Here is a 23,751-nt window from a genome sequence, read left to right on the forward strand (position 1 = left end):
GGGCAATGCAATTGTGAAGAAAGATTTTGCTTTCAGGATTGGAGCAGGCACACTATCAAAGCGTTATCACACCGGCAACCCGTAACTCCGCAGCTCCCCTTCCCCGGTGGTCAGCAGCAGCTGGTTATGTACGATCATTACATTGATAATGTTACTGCTGTAATCATAGATGTAATCCGGGTTAGTGGTTGCATTACCATCGAGGTTATAAGCCGTAAATACAATCCCCTCAGGCATTACCTCTGCCCTGCAGCGCAGGTCCTTTCTATCCAGGAGTAGCAGTCTTCCGAACTGGGAAACGATGAGGATGCTATTGTCATCCACAAAGAATACGCTGTAGTTGATATTATCGGGCTCTGCGGCCGGAAAATCCTTACTGCCATCGAATATCGCATCCTGATCCTGCTCCGCTACCCGGGCGATCTCCGGGAAGGAATAAATAACCAGCGGACCATCATAATGCGGCGCCATCACAAACTCCTTACCCGATGGGGCAAAATTGCCCATGATCATATCTGTACATTGCGGTAGCCCGGTGAGGGAGATAGTGCCGTCGTGGAGCTGTACCTGCATGAGGAAGGATCTGTCCTGGCCGGCGGCGGCTTCGAGGAAGATGGTGTTATTGTCGGGCGTGGCGTGGAAGGCATAGGTGTACTGATGGCTTTCCAGCAGCGGGTAGGTAGCAATTACTTCAAAAGTAGCGGCATCCATTACCTGGAGCTCGTCCGTTTCGTTGTTATCTCCCGGCAATACATACCAGATCGTTTTATTATCTCTTGCAAAGAAACAGGCCGCCCCAAGGAACCAGCCCCAGGAGCCGTGGTTCACCGTATGTAATACCGCATTCCCTTCTGCATCCAGTATCCGCACATCGTTCATACCCGCTATGGCCATCAGGCGGCCGTCGGATGAGGCCGACAGCTTGCTGCTTACATAATTGGTATGCTGCCCTTTAATGATCTTCTCCCAAACAATCTCCAGTCCGGCACTCAGCTTAGTAATAAGGGGCTGACTGGCAAAATTCATCAGTATCTCTCCTTCCGGCAACGGAACTACATTTACCGGGTTGGCTGTAAAGGTGAGTTTGCTGTTTAAAGGCAGGCTTATATGCGGAAATTGACTCATATCACTTAATTATTCAGCCGCAAAGGTAATACACAATCAACTTTTTTAGCACCCTGCAGCTAATCAATATCGTACTGCTGAGCAAGGCCTGATACGAATGGGGTTATTTTATACTATATTCGTTGCGAATGGCTGGAGAAGCTATCAGTTTTAATCAGTTGTATATAGATTATCTTTAAGACACTATGAACTCATCCCACGTATGTAAGAATTGCGGGAAAGCCGCGGCAGGTAATTTTTGTTCCCAATGTGGTCAGTCATTCCATGAAGGCAGGATAAATGCGCATTATTTCCTGCACGATATCCCGCATTCCATCTTCCACGTGGATAAGGGCTTCTTTTATACGTTCATCTCCCTGTTTACCCGGCCGGGAAGCATGATTAAGGATTACCTCGATGGTAAGCGGGTGAAGTATTTCCGGCCGTTTGGGTATGTGATCATCATGTCCACCATCTGCACGTTACTGGTGAAACTGATTGCTGCCGGTATTTCCAGCACCTATTTAAAGTACAATCCCGGTTTTGTTCCGCATGAGAAAGAAGGCTTTTTTAACCACTACTTCAGTGTTTTCATATTCCTGATGATCCCCTTTGCCAGCGTGATCACTTACCTGTTTATGCGCCGCGGGAAGTACAATTTCTGGGAGCATTTCCTGATCAATACCTATATAGCCGCACAACTCAATATCATGCAGGTATTGGTATACCTGGCAGGATGGATCATTATGTTGTTCACCCATAGTTTTGGCGAAATAGGCTACGGCATATTTATTCCCATATTCATGACGGCTTTCCTGTTCATCTACGGGTCGGTGTTTGGCTATCTCATGCGGGATTCCTACAGCATGAAATGGCTGGTGCCGCGCTTAGTAATCATGAACACCTTTCTCTTTTTCCTGTACTTCTTCGGGTTTCAGTTAACCGGTACCATGAAGCCATGGTAAGCTACCAGTTGCGTTGTACTTTTAAGGTTCCTTTGATGCCGGTAACGCCCACCTGCTCTCCGGTAGCGGTTTTGATGATACCTGCCTGATCTATGGCGAATACGCCCGTTAGGTATTTCTTTCCGTTTTCTTCAATTTCCTCTACTGAGATAAACCCTCCGCTGTCGCGGGTTTCATTTCCATCATCATACACGGAAACATACATTTTCTGAAGACCGGGCTCGGCGTATTCGAAGGACACGCTTGTTTCCTCCTCTCCCGGCATCGACCAGGCATAAATTCCGTCAGTCTTTTGCCCCGGCTTCCTGGGTATCAGGAATACGATCTGTGGAATGTCTTCCGTTATCCGTAAGCTGCCAATGGTAAACTTCCCTGTTTCAGGTACGAATGTAGCCATGCCGGCATAGGTGTGCCAGGGTTGATTGTTGATGCTGATGTTGATCCCGTCTGTGATCAGGTAAATGGTACTGATTAGCAGCACCTGTTTGCCTTTTACATTCAGTTCCAGTGTAACAGTTGCAGTGGTAGTATTCCCGGAAACCTTATCCGGCGCCACATAACGGGCTTCGGCGCCCTTTCCTTCCAGTTTCCCGGGGCCCTGTAAGGTCCATTTTACCATGTATTTGGACTCTATGAGTAAGGGTTCACCGGTTCCGGCATTGGGGGCTGTGAGCGGAACAACCCAGTCGTCTCCCTGAGTGGGGTGTATATAACGAAGACCGCGCAGGGTAACGGTTTCTCCCAGTCCGATGGTTTTAACTACCGGGGATAACTCCATGGAGGCAATAAAAGCCCAGTCGCTGAAATGATTGGTCTGTACGGATATCACTTTCCCGTTTTTATCATTCAGGGTGCCACCGGGGCAGATCCATTGTCCTTTTTCGTTTTGGGTGGCTATTTCAATTCCGTCGCTGTTACTCAGGCGGGACAGGTATTTTGCGTAGTTAAAGCGCACGGTAACCGGCTTCTTAAAGGATTTGCCATGAGGCGTAAGCCGGTAACTGTTCCCAATACCACTGATGGCGGTATTGTGCAGGGGTTGAATGCCTATTTCGGTATCGGAATCCAGGGCGCCTGCCGGAATTACGATTTCTATATTCCCGTCCGCACTGCTGAGCACTCCGCCTTCCACGCCTACCGTTTGGGTAAGGAGTTCGCCGGCAGCTTCACCTATGGGCCTTGCTACCACCTGCACGCCGGGCGGTTCTGCAGGCAGGCTTTCCGTCTTTTTACAGGCAAACAAACTCATTATTATCAGCCAGAAAGGCAACGAACGTACTGCTGTGATATTTTTCATAATGTAGCTCAAAGTAGGGCAAAGCTACTATCATGGTTGCTTGCAGAACTACGTGTTATACTGAGTTTGGGAATTACGTGTTAGCAGGAAGTAATGCAGCATTCTTCCGGATAATCCGGATCAACTCATACGTATAAACGAAGCCGCCCCGGCAGCAACGCCGGGACGGCATTTCGTTTTGTAATTACACCACTGAAACCGTAAGCGCACCAGTGTTCCCGGGAAGATCAGTAGCCGTAGCTATGATTGTTAAGTCTTCCAGGGCTGCGTGGGCCTGTGTTGCGGTATAGATCCACTGTGCCAGGTGAATGGGATCCAGAATGGCATTCCCTTCTTCCAGCAGCTGGTTCGTGGAGGTCACGTAGATGCTTACCTTCACGGCTACTACCCTGAAATCGTCTTTTGCATATACAACGATGGCAGAACCGGGAGTGCCATTGTAGCTGGAGGTATTCACCTTTTTAACTACAGGCGCTTTCAGGTAATCGCGTAAAGCCATGTTGTAGGCATTCTTTCCAGGAGGAGCTTTCTTCTGATACTCTTTTTTCAGTTCAGCATTTTTAATTGCCCCGCTGGCGTATATGGCTGCAGATTCGAAGTATTCTCGCCTTACCAACTGAGCTTCCGAACCTTCTGCGTTCGGATTTACGCTCGGCATTCTGGCGATAATGGTGCTATTGCCATGTTTACGATAGATAAACTGTTTACCTACGTTTCCTCTTGCTCCCCTTACGAGGAGGTTTTCGTTAATATTTGCCATTTTAGATTGTTTTTAAGTTGTGTTAAAAAAAAGTTTGTTTTATGCCGGTGCCACATCAGGAGAAGGTTTCCGGGGTCACTCCTCCCCGTATGCCTGAGTGATGCTCCCTTTGTAGCGATCGACAATACAAAAGTATCCGGATAGATAATCCCTTAAAAAAGTTTGTGACGGAACTCGATAAACCTTGTGCTCTAACTCGATAAAACTTGTGACAAGATGAATTCTATCCTGCTTTTTTGCCCATATTCTTCCTTTTTATCCATTTTTCCTGCCTTCATCATCTATCCTTCATCCATCCTTCATCGATCCTTCATCCAACCTTCATCCAACCCTTGCTGTGGCTGAACATGGATGAAGGATGGATGAAGGATGGCAGTAGGATGTCAGTAGTAAATTTGAATTGGTATTTTCCTTATATTTGAATATAACCCCTTAATGTTCAATGTTTAACACCCATTTATATCGCTTATGATCAACCAATCTTTTTTTGTCTGGGATGAAGGCAAATACGTAAGATTAAATATGTCGGAAATACTGATCATTGTTATCTGGCGTAATTATGTCAGGTTTGTTGCCCGGGATTATATCCATACTGTACGCGCTACCCTTGATGGTGTGTTAAGCCAGTTACCAGAGGGCATGTTTGCCAGAACGCACAAGTCTTTCGCAGTATCACTACTGCATTTAAGGGAAGTGGAAAAGGACGAGGTTAAAGTATCTGTACCGGATTTCAAGGAAACAGATAAGGGCGCCGCAAAAGTAGATGCGTTTCAATTGCAGGAAGATAAGAAGGAAATAGAAAATATAGGTTCGATTACAATACCTGTTTCAAAGCAATATTATGCAGATCTGGTGAGCAAACTTACCGTACTTAATAAAGGGTATACCAAGGCTTCGCAGCCTCAGCCTGATACGGCTACTGAGCCTTAAACAGCTTAATCGTATAATCCAGTAACTGACTACCACCAGGTTCCCCATGCCCCGGGATCACTATTTTTACATCGGGATAAGCCTTTTTCACCTTCTCAACGGTAGCAGACCACGCTTCCACATTGGCATCGCCCAGATAGCCTTTGGTGGCCTCCAGCTCCTTTATGAGGCAACCGCCGAACATGATATGCTCGCTCGGGAAATACCCCACCACATTATCCCGGGTATGGCCTTCCCCGAAGTACCTGGCTATGATGTTCTTACTGCCCACTTTGAGTATCAGCGAATCTTTGAAACCATTTTCAGGAACGGCATACTTATTTTCTTTCGCCAGTGTTATGGTTTTGACATTTGCGTAAGAAGGGATCTTATGGTCATGAAATGCTTTCAGTCCACCCAGACAGTCGTCATGGAAATGCGTAGGAATAATAGCTTTGATGCTGCAGTGAAGCGTACCCTTTATCCATTTGATCAGCTCGTCTGCAGACTTATCTCTGGTAGGCGTGTCAAATATAATGGCTTCTTTACTGTTGCTAACGATCAGCCCGTTGCAGGGAACATTGCCGAAGTCCTGTGTTTGTAAGAAGGAAGTGTGCTGGTAAGAGTTTGCGGATATCTGTGTTACAATCAGATCGTCTGACTGGTACACTACTTTGGGTTTGAAATCCTGTGCGGAAGCGCTCAGTATCGTAAAGGAGAAAAGGAAGATGAACAGTGTTTTAAGCATGGCTATCGTTTTGTCCGGATGGGTTATTGGGTGGCTTAGGGGTTAAAATTAAGGAGTTTCCGGGAAGCCCACAAATAGAAAAAGGTACGGAAAGCCGTACCTTTTTTTGTTTACATCAATTTATCAATCAGTGTTTGTTGTGTTTATGGTTTATCGAAATCCAGCGTCCTGGAAAGCATCCTGCCATGGCCTTTCAGCACCAGCTTATTGGGATATAGCTCTACGATGCCGTAGGCGTTCTGTCCGGCGGTTTCCACCATGCCTTCAACCACTACCACCGGCAGCGTACCCTCATAGCAGAACGCGCCGGAATGGTGGTGCCCGGCAATCAGGGCTTTCACGCATTTGTAACCCGCTACCATACCGAGGATTTCCCGGTCGTTTAAGGCCGTCAGCCCTTTGGCGCAGCTCATGGGGTGGTGTGAAAAGATCAGGACAGACTCCCCTTTCTTCTGGGAAGCCTTCAGCTGATCTTCCAGCCATGCCAGCTGTGTGCTGCTGATACCCCCGTTATAGTCTGCCGCCTCGTGGCCGGTAGCGGCTTTGTAATCGGCATACATCTGCTTCAGTGCCCCTTCCTTCCAGGTACCGGCTACATTGGCGTAGCTGGCCACTTCATTCGTGTTCAGCATAATGAACCGCCAGTTGCCCTTTTTGAAAGAGTAGTACTCTTCGGGCATGCCCAGCTTATCATGCAGTTGTTTGTTATCCTTTACCCCGGCGTAATCGTGGTTACCGGGGGTATTGTAGACCTTTTTATCGAGCCTGCTAAGCGATTTGAGTACGGTGTCGAGGTCTTTGGGATTCCGGTCAATGATATCGCCGAGGTTTAGCGTGAACTGCACCTTTTGCTGGTTGATAGCATCCACGCAGCTGTCGAGCTTGGCGATGGAATTACGGTAGAACCGCGACCCTCTGGGTTCGCAATCGCAGTACTGGATATCACTGATCAGTCCAAAGCGTATCACCTGCTTTGCGGATTGGCCGTAGCAGAGGTTGGCGGCCAGCAGGGCCATCAGGAAAATGCAGTAAGAAGAGATTCTTTTCATGACTTAAATATAAGTGCCAATTTACCGGGATGTATTACCATCCCGGATTGGGTGCCAGATTAGGATTGAGGGTGATTTCGTTCAGGGGGATGCACTCCAGGTAGTCGCGCTTCGGATTAAAGCCATAACCATTCGGCATTTGCTTCACAAAAGGATCAATGAAGCCTTCGGCATCGGTTTGGTATTTGATGGTGATGCCTCCCCAATCCGCAGCTTTCAATGGATACCCCAGCGGACGTTTACCCTTTACCAGTTTATGCGCAGCCCAGCGCCGCATGTCATCGAACCGGAAGCCTTCAGAACCCAGTTCCACGGTGCGCTCCCGGCGTATTTCGAACAGCTCGTCGGAGATGGCGTAGCCGTAATCCGCGAAGCGCTGGCTGTTAGGGTCTTGTTGTGCTTTGAAAGCCGGCATGCCCGCCCTCAGCCTTAGCAGGTTGATGGATTTGGCGTAGTCCACGGCTTCGCCCAGTTCAGCTTTGGCTTCTGCGTAATTGAGCAGGGCTTCCGCATAACGGAATATGATGGAGCCTGTTTCGCAGCTGGTATTCCAGGATACGCCGCTGCCGGCCTGCGGGTCTTTAGGATCGTTTCCTTTCCTGATCTGGAAGCCGGTATTGTTGAGCGTTTCACCGGATTTATCGAGGAACGGACGGGTAAAGGTTCCTTTACCAAAACTGTTATCCCACATAGTAGCGCCGGGTACCCAGATGGTTTGGGCCAGTCGGGGATCGCAGTCGGCTCCTATCCTGCTGAGGAAGTCGTTTCCTTTTACGGTTTGGGCAAGGGTGTGATAGTTATAGGGGTTACCGTCTTTGCCTAAGTAGTTATATACCTGCTGCATGGTCATGCTGATGCCTGCGGTTCGGTCGGATACATAGATCTGGAAAGAGTGCGACATCTGCAGGTTAGCGGAAAAGGCTTTCCAGAGCAGTACTTCTTTGCTGGCAGATTGACTGGTCAGCGAAAACAGTTTGCAGTAATCGCTTTCCGGCTGGCCATTGGAGTATAGAGACAGTCCATATACCGGCTTCATCAGCTCCTCCGCAGCATCTACTGCAGCACGGAAGTATTTGGCCGGTGTAGCGCCCGGCGTGCCAAACGCTGTGCCGGCGTGGTACTTCTGCCAGCTACCTTCATAGAGGGCTACCCTCGACTTGAACAAAAGAGCCGCTTCTTTGGAGATCCTGTTGTTGCCACCGGTAATTGATTTAATGGTACCAAGATACTCGATAGCCTTATCCAGATGCCATAGGATGGAATCGGTTACCAGCACCCTTGAGTCTCTGGCTTTATACAGATCTTCAGAATCCATTTCCAGCGGGTGAGTGTACCAGGGCACATCGCCATATGCCTTTACCTTTTCGAAATAGAACCATGCTTTGAAGAAATGCGCTTCTCCTACATAGTGTTTATATTTTTCGAAGGGTTCTTTACAGCGCTGGTAGTTCTTGAAGAATACGTTCACGCTTCTGATGTCCGTCCAGGTCCAGTTACCGCCGGATGTTACCGGCTGGTTGGTGCCATTCCACAGGGTGCTGGGTGAGGCAGATATCTGTACATCAGAGCCTCTGAGGCCATCCCAGCCAATATGGCCGAGGTAGTTACCCAGCGTGTTGAATGCGGGTAATTTGGCATAGAACTGAAGGGTGTAGTTTTCGAGGTCTTTCGCAGTTTTCCAGTATGCGTCGTTTTCTATGTCCGTGAGCGGCGGTTTATCCAGCAGGTCTTTACTGCAGGAAGCGCTCATCATTAACAGGGCGGCGGAGAATATATGTATGAGATGTTTTTTCATTGCTTACGTTTTAATATCTGGCGTTTGCCGTGTGTTTAAAATGAAACATTTAAGCCAAAAGCCCATATCGCCTGCGCGAACATGCTTTTACCGTCTCCAAACTCCCCTGCGGAGGCAGTTTCAGGATCGAAGCCTACCGGCAGTTTAGACATGGTATAGATGTTTTCACCGGAGAAGTAAAGGCGGGCCCTTTGCAGCCTGATCTGTCTTAACACGGCAGCGGGTATCGTATAACCCACCTGTACGTTCTTTAACCGTGCAAAAGCGCCATTCTGTAAGTAACGGGTTTGTGTCTGCTGGTTTTTGAGATACTGCGTACCATCGCTATACGGGCGTGGGAAGAAGGCTTCGGTGTTTTTGCCTAAGCCGGAATAGGTGGTCGCATCTTCGTCGCGGTAGTAGTCCATATGATGCGGGAACAGCGAAGACTGGTTCCACCTGTTGAAGCCCCAGTAGATGTTGCCGCTTAGCCACAGATCGCGTTTGCCGGTACCCTGAATAAACACGGACACATCAAAGTTTTTATAATCGGCGGTAAGGTTCAGGCCAAACTGGTAGCGGGATGTGTTGTTGCCAATCACTTTCAGGTCGCCATGATCATTCACGGTATTCTTGCCACTGTTAATGACGCCATCGCCATTGAGATCGCGGTATTCCACGTCGCCGGTGCGCCATGTCTGGCCATTGATGAATTTCTGATAGTTTGATGCATTGATCTCATCGGCACGTTTCTGATCTTTAATAAGCCCAACGGTTTCATATCCCCAGATCTCCCCTGCCCTTTTGCCGGTGTATTCGGTAGTGAGGATGCCGGTAGGATTGGGATACTTGCTTACGATGTTCAGGTAATCAAACACGTTGCCGGAAATGGAATACGAGAACTCATCGCCCACCTTGCCTCTCCATGTGAGCGTAAGGTCCCATCCTTTCGTTTTAAGCTCTGAATTGTTCTCTCTTGGCACAGCTGCTCCCAATACTGCGGGGAGTGCTTTTGCGGGGCCCAGGCGGTCGAACGTGAGGCGCTGGTAGTAATCGAATGCCACCTGCAGCCTGTTCTGTAGAAAGCCCAGTTCTACCCCCACGTTGGAGGTTTTAGAGGATTCCCAGGTAAGGTATGGGTTCACGAGGTTGGGAGATGTGGTATAAGCCGGACGGCCGCCATTGATCATCCAGTTGAGGTTGGTCTGTACCCCCAGCAATGCCAGGTCCTGGTAGGCGGCAACGCCCTGGTTGCCCAGCATACCCCAGGAAGCCCTCAGCTTCAGGTTGGATACATAAGGGCGCATTTCCTGCCAGAAGTTTTCGCGGGATACGTTCCAGCCGGCGGAAACGGATGGGAAGAAGCCCCATCTCTTGCCATCGGCGAACTTGGAAGTACCATCGTAGCGCACGTTGGATTCCAGCAGGTATTTATCGTCGTAGTTGTAGTTAAGCCTTGCAAAATAGCCTTTGGTGCCCCAGTGGGTTAAGGCATCGGTTGCCTGCATATCGCCGGTGGCCGTGGTGATGGAAGGCACTTCCGGAGAAATCAGCCCCCTTTTCATACCGCTCAGGTAATCGTATTTGCTGGATTCCTGCTGGTAACCGGCCATCAGTTCCAGGTTATGCTTCATGCCTAACAGGAGCTTGTACGAAGTGTACAGGTTCACCGCCTGGTAATTGGTGCTTGATTTGGATTTGGTGATATAGGACGGAACGGTGAGGGATATGGGCACCATGGTACCATCCACCTCATCTTCGTAGGCTACAAGGTTCACACCATCGTAGTCGTTGGTGCCATAATCAATGGAATAATCCGCGTTGATGGTCCAGTTCTTAGTCGGCTTTATCTCTGTGGCCAGGCGCTGCATGAGGGTGTTATCCGTCAGCTTCTGGTATCCCGCGCGCATCTGCGGTACGCGTGACAATTGAGAGTACGCACCGTTGGGCGATTTCAGGAATACTTCCGGATGCGTTCTGAATATCTGGTGAATGATCATGCCATAGCCGCCTTCACCGTTATAGATGGGGCGGTCGCGTACAATGTTGGATACGCGGGTGTTGGAGCTGATCTTCCACCAGCTGGCGAGGTTAGCATCCAGCTTGGCGGTGAGGTTATAACGGCGGTATTTATCATCCACCATCTTCAGCGAGCCTTTCTCATAGGCATGGCCTGCTGAGAGATAGTAAGAGATATCTTTAGAGCCACCTCTTACAGAGAGGTTTTCCTGGGTCCTCATACCGGAGCCATAGTGAATGTCTATCCAGTCGTTGTTACCATTGGAAAGCTGGTAGGTCGACCATTTAGTGGGATTGGTAGCATCCGGCACGGTTTCCGGCAGCGTAGGATCATTGATATAAGCCATGATCCTGTCGATGGTGGATTCTGCAAAGAGGCGTGCCACACCCTGGTTGTCGTGCATCTCGTTCATCGCCCTGGCGAAGGTGTAGGAATCCACCATGCGGGGTTTGCGGATAATAGTGGTAGGACCGCCATTCGCCGAAAACTCCACCTGTGGCTTTTGATTGGATTTGCCTGATTTGGTGGTGATGAGCAATACGCCGTATGGTGCCCGGGCACCATAGATGGCGGAAGCCGCGGCATCTTTCAGGACGGTAATGTTTTCGATGGTGTTGGGATCGAGGGTATTGATATCGCCCGCGGTACCATCGATGAGTACGTAGGGAGCGCCCTGGCCGCGAATCTGGATGGAAGGTGCGGCACCGGGTTCAAATCCGGAATTGCCGTAGTTGATTTTCACACCGCTTACAGTGCCGTACAATGCCTGTGATACGTTGCTCACCGGACGGTTCTGCAGCTTCTTCCCATCCACTACTTCCACAGCGCCGGTAAGGTTGGCTTTCTTGCTGGTGCCGTAACCTACTACTACCACTTCATTCAGTTTGGTGTCTGAAGATGGCGCCAGTTTAATCATCATGGAATTATTGTTCCCTTCTTTCAGCAGCAGGTTCATTAAACGGTGCGTTTCATAGCCCATGTGGGAGAAGCGGAAGGAGTAGCGTGAATTAGCCACCAGCTTCGCAAAGGTGAAGATGCCGCTGGTATCGGTAACGGTGGCGTAATGTTGTGTGGAATCGGCATCACTTTGGACGTACACATATACGCCAGGTATAGGGGAAGATGTTTCATCCAGCACTGTTCCCGTAACAGTTGGATTCTTCTGAGCCATCAGACTCATGGGGAATAGCCATAAGAGTAGCATGCACACGCCGCTTAGGCAGCGTATATTCTGTCTGATTTTCATACAATGTGTTTAGAAAATAATTGTTAATTAGGAACTACTTCATAACCTGGTAACCGGCCGGTATTTCAACTGTTTTCAGTTGGTTCATTTTGCATATGATTGCGAGTATTTTCCCGGGGGCATCGCCTGTTGAGAAAGTACCTGTGAAATACTTGCCTTTAATATCGTTTTCTACATACTGAATATTGATAGAGAAGCTTTTTTCCATTTCCATGAATACCGTTTCCAGCGGCTCGTTTTCATAACTCAGCATCTTCCTGCCGACGGTAGTTTTTACCGGTTTGGCGGTTTCGCCCTGGGCCGGACTGGCGGCTGCACTGGATATCTTCACGTTTCCGCCCTGTACCTGTGCTTTCAGGCCGTTTACGGAAGTGATAATTTCGAGGATGTTATTAAGGGAATCTTTCCCGGTGAATTTGCCGGTGAAATACATTTTGCCAAGTTCGGCAGGGTTATATTCTATGTGCTGATGAAACACTGCTTCCAGCTGCTCAAAGGCTTCGGGGAGCGATACGTTGTAGAACTCCAGTCCGCTGCCGGTGCTAACCCTGCTGATGGATGCAGGTACTTTGGTGTCTTTACCCGTGCTGTTGAACGATTCATTATTAAGGGAGGCAATAATGTAGTTGGTGGAGCCGGCATTGATGATGCACTGCTTACCGGGAGAGAGTATGGCTGGCGGGAGGTTGGCGGTGTTCTTTAAAGGTTTCACCAGCACCTTGCCTTCATACAGTCTTACATTGACTTTCCCGCCTGTTTGATCCACGATAAACTTTGTTCCCAGTGCGGTGGTAGAGATATTCCCGGAGAGGACGGTGAAAGGCTGTGTAGCTTTGGCTACATCAAAACCGGCTTTGCCTGCAAGCAGGTGGATGGTCCGCTGTTCACTGAAATCCGTGTTATATTGAATGGTAGCTCCCGGGTATAGCGTTACGACAGATCCGTCGTGCAGTGTCACTTCCATGACCTCGGCGGTGAGGTTTTCCATGGTGCGGGTGGAGTCGGGAGATGAGAAGGTGTTTGACCAAACCTGTCCGGGAGTGCCCCGCTGGCCGCTTAGGTATAATAAAGCGGTAACAATCAGCAGGATTCCCGCGGCAACGGAGCCCCATTTCAGGAGGGAGCGTACTATAGCGGGCTTGCGGGTGCGTCCGGCTATGCCGTGCCATATTTCCTGCTTTAACTGATCATCTGTCTGTATTGCAGGATCGCCTGCGGCAGCGCTCTCCCACTCTTCCGGGTGCAGCAGCTCCTGTACCAGATGCGGCTCTTCTTCCAGTATTTGTTCTACCAGCGCAGCTTCTTCAGCGGTACATTTGTTTGCAAGGAATTTCTTGATCAGTTCAGTTTTATCCATAACCCGGTATTGCTACTTCACCTATAAGTACGCTGGGTTTGGACAAATTCCCTATCCTCAGGAAAAATAATTTGTTTCGGAAAGAACGGCCATGTAGATTGCGGTATGCAGGATTTTGCGGAGTTGCAGGTTGGCTTTATGTAGTTGGTTGTCAATAGTTTTAGTGGAAATACCCAGCAGGGAGGCAATTTCTTTATAGGAGTAGCCGTGGATATGCTTCAGTTCGAAGATCTCTTTCCTGCGGGGAGGGAGAGACTGGAGGGCATTATATATGTCTCTCCGGATCTCACTGTTTTCGAGGCTGGTATCGAAATGGGCCAGTTCGGGTAAGGTTTCGGGTAGCACGAGGCGGGCGCGGGTGCGGAGTTCCTGCCGGAGCCAGTCAATGAATATCTGTTTGGATTTGCGGAATATCTGTTCGTTGAGTGAAACCTGGTCGGTAAGCTGGTGCTTGTATTTCCAGAGCTTGATGAAAACCAGCTGGGTTAAATCTTTGGCAGCGTCGTTACTACCGGTTTTCTTAGCGAGGTAGATATATACCTTCTCCCAATACATCTCAAAGACGTCATTGAAAACCTGAACATCGCCTTCCTGTAAGGCCCTGACGCTATTAATATCCATATTAACCGTGTTGGTCACAAGTTGGTGTTAATTGTGAAAGCTAATAACTACCTGCTGTCATGAAATGTTGAACCTTGCTTAATGCGTTGAATGCTACTATCAGTCTATACATCAGATTTTGGTGTAAATCCGGTACGGGAATGTTAATCTTTCGTTTCTTGCCAGTATATGCAGGTATTCAAAAGTAGGTAATTAGCTGATAAAATTATTCATTAAAACCATATTTGCAGAATATACGGAGCCTGATAACCATTTGGTAACGTTGTTGCGGGCCCGTTTCAGGATAAGGAAGCGGATGCTTATATTTGATGGTAACAGATAAATTGCACGTTATGGAACACAAAGCCCTTTCTATCCGGCCATTTATTGGCGCCAGGGATTACGATATCTCCAGGAGCTTTTACCGGGACCTCGGTTTTCAGGAAACCATCCTTACCCCGAAGATGTGCCTGTTCACCAGCGGAAAATTAGCTTTCTACCTGCAGGATGCTTATGTAAAGGATTGGGTGGATAATACCATGGTGTTTATGGAAGTGAAGGATGTGCGGGAGTTTTATAGTGAACTGCTGGGCCTGAACCTAAACGTTAAGTATGAAGGGGTACGGTTAGTTCCCATCCGGGAAGAGAACTGGGGAAGGGAATGCTTCCTGCACGACCCATCCGGGGTGCTGTGGCATATCGGGGAGTTTTCCTGAGGCTACGCACTCAGCATGTAATCCAGTATAGGTGCGCACTTTTCCTTACAGGGTTTGTAATAAGCGCCATGCTTCCAGGTGGCCGATTTGGGAGATAGTCCCCACCAGAATTCCGCTAAAGCCAAAGGTTCCATACCATGGCGGAAGGCATGTTGCAGCAGTTTAGGTCCTGCACACTCCCCTGCTCCGGCCGGCGGCTGTTTATAGCCATGCGCTGTGAAGATATCGATCAGATTCTTATAACGCCCGGCCCTGTTACTGAAATTATAATGCTCCATGAGCTTACGCTGCAACTGCGTGGAATGTGCTTTGCGCAGTTCCTTTAATTGTGATATCTCCGCTTCGTGTTTAAGGGCATCTTCCTGTTCGAGGGTGGTAATCTCTGCATTTATTGCTGATAAACGGAGCATACCGGTATTGAGGAAGCCACCGTCTTTCAGGCTGTCGAATACCGGTGCAACAAACTTATTATGATGGTTGCCATTGGCCAGTTTACCGGAAAAGGCAGACAGGTAGCCCAAAGTTCCGTCTTCCGTACGCACTACCAGCACACCGAACATCTTCCCGATTACCGTACCGCTGCCATCATTGTCTAAACCGAAATTGTGTTTCCACTCATTCTGCACGGTAAGGTGTTCCTGTAACGAAGCAATGGCGATTTCGCAGAGGGGGTGAATTTCATCATCAGGGTTAAAGACGATACCTGCAGCCATAGCACCAGCTGCTTCCTGATCCTCAAATGGGCAGAAAGCGGAGTTTGTTAATTGAACCTGGTCAGTAATGGTTTGATGGCTATCGTCACCGGGAACGGTCATATACACGCTTATAAAGGCGCAAAGTTACGGGATTTTAACTTCCTGCGGGGTAACGCCGGGCCCAGTCGGAGTACGTGAGTTCGAATTTACTTTCCCCGTTGGCGTAGCTGCCTGCGGGCGACCAGCCCTGGAGGGTATAGAACCGTTCTGCCCGGGTATTGGGAGCGGTTCCCAGCACCAGCGTGCTTTGCGTTTGCCCGAAATACCATTCCAGCATCAGCCGGTGCAGCTCCTTTCCAATTCCCTTTTCGGCAAAAGCCGGGTCTACGAATAAGGCCCATACGCTATTCTCCTGCAGGTCTACAATGGAAAAGCCTACCACCTGTCCATCAGCCTCACATACCCAGCCCTTCCCTTTTTCGGTGATATAATACGCCACATCTTTATCCGGAACCAGATCGGGGTTGCTAAGGGTGTTCTCTTTTACCAGGTGCCTCACCACCTGCATCTGTTTAATATCCGTGAGTGCTGCAGTTCTGAAGTTTGTTTGCATAAGTTGATTGGGGTTGCCCCTAAGATACATAGTTTCACGGGGAGTGGCATAGAAGGGCGAATATTCAGTTATTTTTTATATATTCAGTTAGCAAAATGAAGAGAATGCATATACTATAAGTGAAATTTGATAACCTCAAAAGTATTTCCCGGCTATGAAAAGAATTCTACTGATTACCTTTTTATCAGCAGCCACTCCTGCCGCATTTGCGCAGCGTTCCATCCAGGTTTCATTAGGTGGCGGCATTAATAACACCACTTCTACTTTAAAAGACAAAAACTTCCTTGGCAATGGCGCAGCTGTACAGGCGGATGTGTTTATCCCCTTTTTAAGTAAAAACAATAGCAGGGTTGAACTCGGTGTTATTGCCGGAGGCGGTTTTATTACCTCCCGCAACCTGATGCCGGATATTGCCAGTCAGCAGGCGCTGTATAAACTGCATAGCGGCAGTTTGAATATTACCAACACCCGTAGTGGAAAATCAGGCGCTACAGGCTGCATAGGGTTTGCCGGATTACAGGCCAATTTCAGCATGGGCCCGGTTACTTTGTCGCCCTCCTTCAGTGGCGGCTATTTTGCTTTAAAACAGGGTGGATTTACGCAGCAGGCAGTATTAGAATTGAACGACGGATCGAAGCAGACCATTTCACTGTGGGACATGGCGGAAGAAAAACAGACCGGTTTCGTAATGATCCCCCGGTTAAAGGTCAGCCATCGTATCACCCGTTCCTTCAGCGTGTATGCTTCGGCAGCTTATAACACCGGTGGTGAGGTTAATTCCGTACAAAGGAGATTGAAACCGCAGGGCGGGTTTAAAGAGGATAACACTTATGAACCCGGCCAACTGATTTCCGGAAAACCGGTTGATCAGTCCGAAGCCACGCATTACCGCGCAGTCACTTTTACGGCAGGGGTAAGTTTGCTTGTAAACGGGAAAACGAAGCGCCCCAGAGGGAAAGTGACGAAGCCCGGTGGTAATGGACTGGCTGTATCAGATTCTACAAAGAACCCGCTATATAATGAAGGGGGCCATTCAGCTGTTAATCCCCTGGCCGGAATGGCAAAGCCCGGCAATCCCATTGGCGGTATTATCGTGAAAGGCGGCAAGAACCCAGGCGGTAACCTCCTGGTGGTAACGAGTAACGATAATGGCCGGATTGAGCTTAAAGGCCTCGAAGCAGGAGATTACTTATTTACAATAACTGCACCTGATAGTCCTCAGGGTGAAATGGCACGACCCGGCAATCCCATTGGCGGAATTATCGTGAAAGGCGGAAAGAACCCCGGCGGCAACCTCATCACAGTAGCCGGTAATGGTAACGGACAGGTTGAATTCAAAGGCCTCGAAGCGGGAGATTATGCCTTTACATTAACAGCGCCCGATGCTCCACAGGGGAAAACTTCAGAAATGGCGCGGCCCGGGAATCCCATTGGCGGAATCATCGTAAAAGGCGGCAAGAACCCCGGTGGCAACCTCATGGTGGTGACCAGCAACGATAAAGGTGAATTTGAATTCAAAGGCTTAGCCGCAGGCGAATACCAGTTTACCCTTACTGCCCCGCAAGAGAAAAGCAGCGGGCAGGGTGTAAAACGCGGCGCTTCTGAAATGGCGCGTCCCGGCAATCCCATAGGAGGCATTATCGTAAAAGGCGGTAAGAACCCCGGTGGCGGCATGACGAACCTGGGCGTTACGGGCGATGGTGTAATTCGCTTTGAAGTGCTGGAGGCAGGTGATTATAAATTCCAGATACAGGCACCCGGTAATAGTTCGCAACCCCGGACTGAGTATGAAAGATCCGGGTTGAAGGATGTTCTTAAAACGAATGTTTAAAAAACTGTAATAGTTCCTGCATAATCAGCTTGCGGGATTCCCAATAACAGAAAGGCCTTCTTACGAAGGCCTTTCTGTTATTGCAGGATTGTAATTTTCTGCTAAAAATGCTGCGGTACCGGGGGGAAGTTCTTAACGGGTTTTGTTTGTTTCAGGTAACTGAATATGGCGTTGAGATCTTCATCAGTCATTTGCGTATAGTTTGTCCAGGGCATTGGCGGTAGCAGCGTGCGGCCTTTTTCAGCACCTTTCAGTTTACCATGGCGCATGGCGGTTTTAAAATTCTCAGGAGTCCAGTTGCCGATGCCGCTTACATCGCTGGTGATATTTAAAGCGAAACTGATACCCCATGGCCCTGCGGCGGCTGTCATATCTTCATTGAACTGCGCAATGCCTTTTTTAGCCAGCGCTGTGTCAAAGGCCGCAAGGGGGCGGCTGGAAGGGTAGCCGGAAAGCTGTGTCTCCGGAATTACTTCAGGCCCCATTTTACCCATCCGTTTGGGAGAATGACAATCATTACACCCCCCGATGGTTACCAGATATGCTCCCCGATTTACCAGGGCGGCGGAATCTGAAGCCGTGCTGCCGGGGGGATCGTTATTTACTGAATTGCAGGAAAAAAGCAACGCCATTAAAGAGCAGGCTGCAAATGCTGAAGTAGGGATTAATTTATTCATAATTGTTTCCACGTTAGTTGACATGCAAAATTATTCCATGGCATCCTGAGCTGCAGGTGGAGGATGACGGAGTCGTAAGTTGTAGCGCGCCAACCGTGGAAATCTGTGTTTAAATGGAAACGGCTCTATTTGCCAATCCAGTCTTTGAATTCGGATACCTTATCCCTGCTCACGATGGAATCTTTGTCAAAAGCAGGAACGAGATCGAGGTGCAGCCTGTTTCCCGGGAAGTTCTCTATTGTTTTGACGGATTTTATGGATACCAGTGAAGAGCGGTTGATCCTAAAAAAATCAGCGGGCTCCAGCATCTCTTCCTGCAGTTCTTCCAGGGTATAATCAGTTATATACTTACCGTTTGCGAAGGTTTTGAAAAAGGTAATCCTGCCTTCCCGAAAGAAATAAGCGATTTCTTCCGTTTGTATGCTCACCAGCTTATTCCCGGATTTTACCAGGAAGCGTTTACGGTATTGATGCTTGTCAAGACTTTCCCGAAGGTCGTTTAATAACTGCTTAACATTCACAGCAGGGGCGGTTTGGCGGGCGTAATGCGCCTGAATGGTTTTGTGCTTGTTTAATGCCTGAGCCAGTCTTTCGGGTTCTATGGGCTTCAGCAGATAGTCTACACTATTTACTTCGAACGCACGCAGCATATACTGATCGTACGAAGTGGTAAAAATAACCGGACTGTTTACTGTGACCTGGTTGAAGATTTCAAAGCACTGCCCGTCTGCCAGCTCAATATCCATAAATATCAATTCCGGTGCCTGATGCTCCTTTAGCCAATGTACACTTTCTGCAATACTCCGGAGCGTTGCAACAATCTCAATGCTATTGTCTGTTCCGGCAATCATTTTTATCAGCCTTTTAATGGCAAGATTTTCATCTTCAATGATAATTACTTTCATAAGTAACGGGATTTATCAGGGGAAGCGTTACGGTAAAATACTGGTCGCCGGGTACTATCGTAACACTGCGTTGAGATAGTAACTGGTATTTTCGCTGAATATTCTGCAATCCTATTTTATTAGACTGTACCGAAACAGATTTCGCCTGCTGGTTATTATGGACAACCAGTTCTTCGTTATCGTTGGTATATACCTGTATAATTAGAGGATTGGTTTCCATAATTACATTATGCTTCACGGCATTCTCGATCAGCATCTGTAGGGTGAAAGGCGGGATCTGGTAATTGCTGTATTGCTGAGGGATATTGATATCCAATTGAATGGCAGCTTCATATCTTGTTTTAAGCAAATAAAAGTAAGACTTCAGAAATGCTACTTCCACATGCACGGCGGTAAGTTCATGTTCGTTGTTCTGTAGCAGGTATCGGTAAACCCGGCACATTTCATATAAAAAATCCTCGGCTTTCTGCTGGTCTTCGGAAATGAGGGCAGATAATGAATTCAGGGAATTGAAGAGGAAATGAGGATTCACCTGGGATTTCAGGTTATCCAGTTCACTTTGCAGAGAGGCCTTCTTAGACTTCTCGGCTTCAATGAGGGATGACTTCCATTTCTTTAACAGGTAAGTGGCTTCGAATACTGCTGTGGCAATTATATTCAATATAATACCCGCTAAAGTGATACTGGCAAATTTTTCAGGCATGTAAGGCTTCCCTGCCGCACTGCAACACATCAACAGAATAAGATAGTTAATGAGAATGGTAATGGGTATAAATACGGCCAGTGTTACCAATACACGCCGTGTAGTCTGATTTACTTCAGGCAAGTAACTCCGGATAATGTATCCTGCTTTTGAATGTATGAACCAGGATGCAGGCCATACTCCCAAAATGATTGCTGTAGTGGTAAGGAAAATGCCCGGATCAGTCACATACGCTTTCCCCCAGATAAGTGCGGCGAGGATAAAGTAATAAGGCAGTACTATCAGGAGCACGCTAACATCATATCGGGTAAGCCTGTTACTACTCACTGCATTGGTGAAACTGAAAGCGGTTTGTTTTGCCATGTCCCGGCAAAAATAGGGAAAAGGCGATAGTTTGTTACCTCATCCCCCGGTAAAGCCGGCACCGTGCCGGTGGTTAATACGGTGCCGGCAGCGATTGTAACGATTAAGACATCCGGAATAACGATTCGCGCATCCCCTAAATTTTACCTGCCCGCCTTTTATTTTCCTTTGCATTCAGTATTTACCCCGGAAAAAACACAAGCATACATTTTATGAAGCTAATTCCTTCCTTCCTACTATTGACTTTCATCTCATTGTTCATGGCCTGTAAAAAGTCTCCGGCCGAAATTGAGGACCAGGTTATCAAACCGGTAAAAAGAAACGCCGGTGCCATTGTGGGGCCGGCCGTAACCAAAACTATTGGTACCGGTGGCGGTACTTTGCAGGCAGATGGTGTGCAGCTGGTTATCCCCGCCGGAGCTGTAAGCGGACCAGTCAATTTCAGCATTCAGCCCATTGAAAACACATTAACGGGAACGTCGCGTAACGCATTCAGGCTCCTGCCGGAGCATGTTCAGTTTAAAAAGCCGGTAACGATTGTATTCAAATATGATGCATCGGAAACCATCGGCACCTCTCCTGCCCTGCTTCACCTGGCATACCAGGATTCGACGGGTTTCTTCCGGATGATCATGGATACGGAAAGGAACGAGACTGCGCGTACACTTACGGTAAATACCACCCACTTTAGTGACTGGACTTACGTTGAGTCCCTAAAAATAGAAACGGATCGCAGTGAGTTAATAGTTGGTGAGCAGGCGCATTTAAAGCTGATGTATCATGAAGTTTTGCTTACCTCACTGGAGAAAGACCCGCCGATTGGAGCATATGTAGAATACAATATCCGGTCGCAGATACCACGTATAAAATGGAAAATGGGCGCAGGAGCAGGGAAACTGAAGCCGGATGGTATCAATTGCCTGTACACCGCTCCCGCCTCACCGTCTGCCGTAAACCCGGAGCTGGTGAGTGTTTACGTTCCTGTGTGGAATCCGGTGAAGAGAGATTACAGCAGGCAGGCCATCCTGACCATTCCACTGACTATTATGGAAGACGAATTCCTGGTCTATACAATGGATGGTATCGTCCATAAAAACAAAACAGGTGATTGCCCTGCTGATGAATGCCTCAGAATGGAAGCGGACAACTTTTACATCAATGCGCAAATGAGCGGCGGTCAGTTTATCCTGATCCGTTTGCTGGGAGAATCTTTCGGGCAACGCTCCTACCCTTACGGACTGGATGACGATCAAAGTTATATCCACGTTGGTGGAATGGGAGAATGGGATTGGGTGACCAGTAAAACGCCCTGCCCAACCTGCGAATTGCAACATTCTTCGGGGGGAGTAACCATTACGCGGTACGATGCAGTTGGGGGCTATGTGGAGGGTAAATTTACCGCAGAGGTATGGTACCAGGACGGTAGTTACAATCCTCCAAAGAAGGAAATATCCGGCCAGTTCAGGTTAAAACGAAAATTATAAACTGTCGGCTTCTTTACCCAGGTTTGACCAGGTCCGTTTCTATACCCGATGAATGAGGAAGGTACGAGCAATCGTACCTTCCTGCATTAAAGCCTGATAATTAATGCCGATAGCACTATGTAATGCAATTATTTCTTTTTAGGCGGAGGCGGCGGCATTTTGGGAGGCTGCTGCTCGTACTGATACATCAGGTTGATCTTACCATCTTTATCAAACCTCCATATTTCATGCAGTTCTTTAGCCGTTTTCCGTCCTTTGGCATCAGTTGAAATCTCACGGGTCCATATCAGTACCCATTCCTCATTGTTATCCCTGCTTCTGAGCGGTACCCAGGCATGCACAGAGTCAACTACAGTGCCCATTTGCCCCCTTACCTTGTTGGCCATCAGGATAAGGCTGTCTCGGCTTCCGGTAAACATAGAACCATCGGAAAAGACCATGGTGTCTGATTCCGCGAAATAGTCCTTTGAATTGTTCATGGTGTTGTTGTCCCAGTTCTTGTACATGTTGAGGAGCGTCATTGCGTTTTTAGGATCACCGATTTCAAAATCGGAAGAGTAATCCGGCGTGAAAGGATAATTAACGACCTCCTTTTTTACCGGTTCGGTTACGGGTTCCTTTCCGGCATCTGACTTCGATTTGTCGGTGCCCGTATTGCAGGCTGTTGCCAATGCAAGGGCCGCGAAGAGATACATCTTTCTCATAAAAGAAGTTTTCTAAGTGTTGAAGAATGGATAGGATAAGGTTAAAGAAGAGGAGGAGGAAAATGGAAAGATGTGGAGGATATAACTATCTCTAAGTTAAGCATTTTCAGGGGCAAGTCAATAAGATAGAGACTGGCTGGGAATTGAGGTTGGATATATTGATTGTCAGTAGGTTAAATTTATAAACCTGCCCCTGATTAATAATCCTGCTATTATTGGATGCATTCGTGTCCCCATCGGGAATATTCGTTCGTCATGGTATTAAACAAAAGATATTATGATGAAGAAGACAGCTTTGCACATCATTTCCAGCGCCCGGGGGAGCGCATCCTTTAGTAAGGGCCTGAGCTCGGCCATTGTTGACCGGTTAATCAGTAAGCAGGAAATCGATACCGTCATTGAAAGGGACCTTACCCGGGAAGCGCCTCCCTTCCTGAAAGGCAACCTGGTGGGAGCGTTTTATAAAGACCCGCGCACGGCCGATGAGGAGGAACGGCGCTTACTGCAGTATGCCGATTCCGTAGTCAGCGATGTAAGTAATGCCGATGTACTGATATTGGGTACTCCCATGTATAACCTCGGCATGTCGGCCTTGTTAAAAGCCTGGATCGACCAGCTGGTCCGCTTCGGGATAACGTATGGCTATGATGAAAAGGGCGTCAGGAAAGGGCATCTGAATGGCAAAAAGGTGTATCTCGCTATTGCTTCCGGGGGCAGGATGGCAGACTGGGCGCCGGATAATGAGTTCATCTCATCCCACGTGAGGGCGGTGTTTAATGCGTATATTGGCGATACGGAAGTGCATACCCTCCGGGTAGAAGGTACCGCCATGCCGGGCTTTGAGGCAGATTATCAAACCATTGTAGCTAACTTATAAAAGAAACAGAACATGAAAGAATTTGCATTGATATTCAGATTAAACGATATCGCCGACTTTAAACCTTCTCCCGAGCAGATGCAGGAACGCATGAACTGGCTGGCAGGCATCGTAGCACAAAATAAACTGGTTGACAAAGGGAATACCCTGCTGCCCACACCCGGCAGCGCTCAGACGGTTAAGCCGGGTAATGTGGTTACAGACGGGCCATTCACGGAGATCAAGGAATTCGTAGTAGGATTTGTGGTGGTCAGAACTGCGGATATCGATGAAGCGGTGGCCCTGGCCAAAGAGAACCCCATATTCAAGATTGGCGGCAGTATTGAAGTGAGGGAAGTATTAAAACAAGCCTAG

22 protein-coding genes are annotated in these 23,751 nt (G+C 48.2%); 7 read left to right on the plus strand and 15 right to left on the minus strand.

Annotated elements, in window-relative coordinates; genetic code table 11:
• Nucleotides 1-66: 66 nt before the first annotated feature.
• Nucleotides 67-1,125, minus strand: a complete 1,059-nt coding sequence (locus DEV76_RS11930) for a YncE family protein (RefSeq protein ID WP_109698125.1) — start codon at nt 1,123-1,125, stop codon at nt 67-69.
• A 185-nt stretch (nt 1,126-1,310) separates the two neighbouring features.
• Between DEV76_RS11930 and DEV76_RS11935 the strand changes: the two genes are divergently transcribed.
• Complete coding sequence (locus tag DEV76_RS11935) at nt 1,311-2,069, plus strand: DUF3667 domain-containing protein (RefSeq protein ID WP_109698126.1); 759 nt, start codon at nt 1,311-1,313, stop codon at nt 2,067-2,069.
• Between the two features lies 1 nt (nt 2,070).
• Here DEV76_RS11935 and DEV76_RS11940 read toward each other — a convergent pair whose 3' ends face one another.
• Nucleotides 2,071-3,366, minus strand: coding sequence for a hypothetical protein (locus DEV76_RS11940; protein WP_109698127.1), 1,296 nt, complete (start codon nt 3,364-3,366; stop codon nt 2,071-2,073).
• Nucleotides 3,367-3,550: 184 nt separating this feature from the next.
• Nucleotides 3,551-4,126, minus strand: a complete 576-nt coding sequence (locus tag DEV76_RS11945; protein ID WP_109698128.1) for a hypothetical protein — start codon at nt 4,124-4,126, stop codon at nt 3,551-3,553.
• A gap of 468 nt (nt 4,127-4,594) precedes the next feature.
• On the opposite strand from DEV76_RS11945, the gene DEV76_RS11950 reads away from it, so the two are divergent.
• Entirely contained in the window at nt 4,595-5,056 is a 462-nt protein-coding gene (locus DEV76_RS11950) for a LytTR family DNA-binding domain-containing protein (RefSeq protein WP_109698129.1), read from the plus strand.
• Here DEV76_RS11950 and bla read toward each other — a convergent pair.
• The 6 genes from bla to DEV76_RS11980 all read right to left on the minus strand — a co-directional run bounded on the left by bla (nt 5,043) and on the right by DEV76_RS11980 (nt 13,850).
• Nucleotides 5,043-5,783 carry a subclass B1 metallo-beta-lactamase gene (gene bla, locus DEV76_RS11955; protein ID WP_109698130.1) on the minus strand — a complete coding sequence of 247 codons (741 nt, stop codon included), beginning with the start codon at nt 5,781-5,783 and terminating at the stop codon, nt 5,043-5,045. The two genes, DEV76_RS11950 and bla, sit on opposite strands and share 14 nt — an antisense overlap.
• Before the next feature lie 143 nt (nt 5,784-5,926).
• On the minus strand, nt 5,927-6,832 hold the full coding sequence (locus DEV76_RS11960) for a metallophosphoesterase (RefSeq protein WP_109698131.1): 906 nt from the start codon (nt 6,830-6,832) through the stop codon (nt 5,927-5,929).
• A 34-nt stretch (nt 6,833-6,866) separates the two neighbouring features.
• Entirely contained in the window at nt 6,867-8,627 is a 1,761-nt protein-coding gene (locus DEV76_RS11965; protein WP_198652040.1) for a RagB/SusD family nutrient uptake outer membrane protein, read from the minus strand.
• Between the two features lie 35 nt (nt 8,628-8,662).
• The gene (locus DEV76_RS11970) at nt 8,663-11,830 is read right to left on the minus strand and encodes a SusC/RagA family TonB-linked outer membrane protein (protein WP_157962850.1); all 3,168 of its coding nucleotides are present in this window, start codon (nt 11,828-11,830) and stop codon (nt 8,663-8,665) included.
• Between the two features lie 76 nt (nt 11,831-11,906).
• Nucleotides 11,907-13,229: a FecR family protein gene (locus DEV76_RS11975; RefSeq protein WP_109698133.1), complete on the minus strand. Its 1,323-nt coding sequence runs from the start codon at nt 13,227-13,229 to the stop codon at nt 11,907-11,909.
• A 57-nt stretch (nt 13,230-13,286) separates the two neighbouring features.
• Nucleotides 13,287-13,850 (minus strand): RNA polymerase sigma factor, encoded by a 564-nt coding sequence (locus DEV76_RS11980; protein WP_109698134.1) that lies wholly within the window; start codon nt 13,848-13,850, stop codon nt 13,287-13,289.
• A 332-nt stretch (nt 13,851-14,182) separates the two neighbouring features.
• On the opposite strand from DEV76_RS11980, the gene DEV76_RS11985 reads away from it, so the two are divergent.
• Nucleotides 14,183-14,545: a VOC family protein gene (locus tag DEV76_RS11985; RefSeq protein WP_109698135.1), complete on the plus strand. Its 363-nt coding sequence runs from the start codon at nt 14,183-14,185 to the stop codon at nt 14,543-14,545.
• Nucleotides 14,546-14,547: 2 nt separating this feature from the next.
• On the opposite strand, the gene DEV76_RS11990 is transcribed toward DEV76_RS11985, so the two are convergent.
• Nucleotides 14,548-15,360, minus strand: a complete 813-nt coding sequence (locus DEV76_RS11990) for a pseudouridylate synthase (RefSeq protein ID WP_198652041.1) — start codon at nt 15,358-15,360, stop codon at nt 14,548-14,550.
• A gap of 34 nt (nt 15,361-15,394) precedes the next feature.
• Nucleotides 15,395-15,853 carry a GNAT family N-acetyltransferase gene (locus DEV76_RS11995; protein WP_109698136.1) on the minus strand — a complete coding sequence of 153 codons (459 nt, stop codon included), beginning with the start codon at nt 15,851-15,853 and terminating at the stop codon, nt 15,395-15,397.
• Nucleotides 15,854-16,007: 154 nt separating this feature from the next.
• Here DEV76_RS11995 and DEV76_RS12000 point away from each other — a divergent pair, with 154 nt between their 5' ends.
• Nucleotides 16,008-17,684 (plus strand): carboxypeptidase regulatory-like domain-containing protein, encoded by a 1,677-nt coding sequence (locus DEV76_RS12000; RefSeq protein WP_109698137.1) that lies wholly within the window; start codon nt 16,008-16,010, stop codon nt 17,682-17,684.
• Nucleotides 17,685-17,785: 101 nt separating this feature from the next.
• Here the strand turns inward: DEV76_RS12000 and DEV76_RS12005 are convergent, their stop codons facing one another.
• From DEV76_RS12005 to DEV76_RS12015, 3 genes are all read right to left on the minus strand, one after another.
• On the minus strand, nt 17,786-18,361 hold the full coding sequence (locus DEV76_RS12005) for a c-type cytochrome (protein WP_157962851.1): 576 nt from the start codon (nt 18,359-18,361) through the stop codon (nt 17,786-17,788).
• Between the two features lie 125 nt (nt 18,362-18,486).
• Nucleotides 18,487-19,266 (minus strand): LytR/AlgR family response regulator transcription factor, encoded by a 780-nt coding sequence (locus DEV76_RS12010; RefSeq protein WP_109698139.1) that lies wholly within the window; start codon nt 19,264-19,266, stop codon nt 18,487-18,489.
• Complete coding sequence (locus DEV76_RS12015; protein WP_109698140.1) at nt 19,247-20,332, minus strand: sensor histidine kinase; 1,086 nt, start codon at nt 20,330-20,332, stop codon at nt 19,247-19,249. The genes DEV76_RS12010 and DEV76_RS12015 overlap by 20 nt, the downstream gene beginning before the upstream one ends.
• 212 nt (nt 20,333-20,544) lie before the next feature.
• Here DEV76_RS12015 and DEV76_RS12020 point away from each other — a divergent pair, with 212 nt between their 5' ends.
• Entirely contained in the window at nt 20,545-21,816 is a 1,272-nt protein-coding gene (locus DEV76_RS12020) for a hypothetical protein (RefSeq protein WP_157962852.1), read from the plus strand.
• 128 nt (nt 21,817-21,944) lie between these two features.
• On the opposite strand, the gene DEV76_RS12025 is transcribed toward DEV76_RS12020, so the two are convergent.
• On the minus strand, nt 21,945-22,520 hold the full coding sequence (locus DEV76_RS12025) for a hypothetical protein (protein WP_157962853.1): 576 nt from the start codon (nt 22,518-22,520) through the stop codon (nt 21,945-21,947).
• A gap of 277 nt (nt 22,521-22,797) precedes the next feature.
• Here DEV76_RS12025 and DEV76_RS12030 point away from each other — a divergent pair, with 277 nt between their 5' ends.
• Both DEV76_RS12030 and DEV76_RS12035 read left to right on the plus strand, forming a co-directional pair.
• Nucleotides 22,798-23,397, plus strand: a complete 600-nt coding sequence (locus DEV76_RS12030; protein WP_109698143.1) for an FMN-dependent NADH-azoreductase — start codon at nt 22,798-22,800, stop codon at nt 23,395-23,397.
• A gap of 12 nt (nt 23,398-23,409) precedes the next feature.
• Entirely contained in the window at nt 23,410-23,751 is a 342-nt protein-coding gene (locus tag DEV76_RS12035) for a YciI family protein (protein ID WP_109698144.1), read from the plus strand.

It is taken from the genome of Chitinophaga deserti (assembly GCF_003149455.1).
GTDB classification, from domain to species: domain Bacteria; phylum Bacteroidota; class Bacteroidia; order Chitinophagales; family Chitinophagaceae; genus Chitinophaga; species Chitinophaga deserti.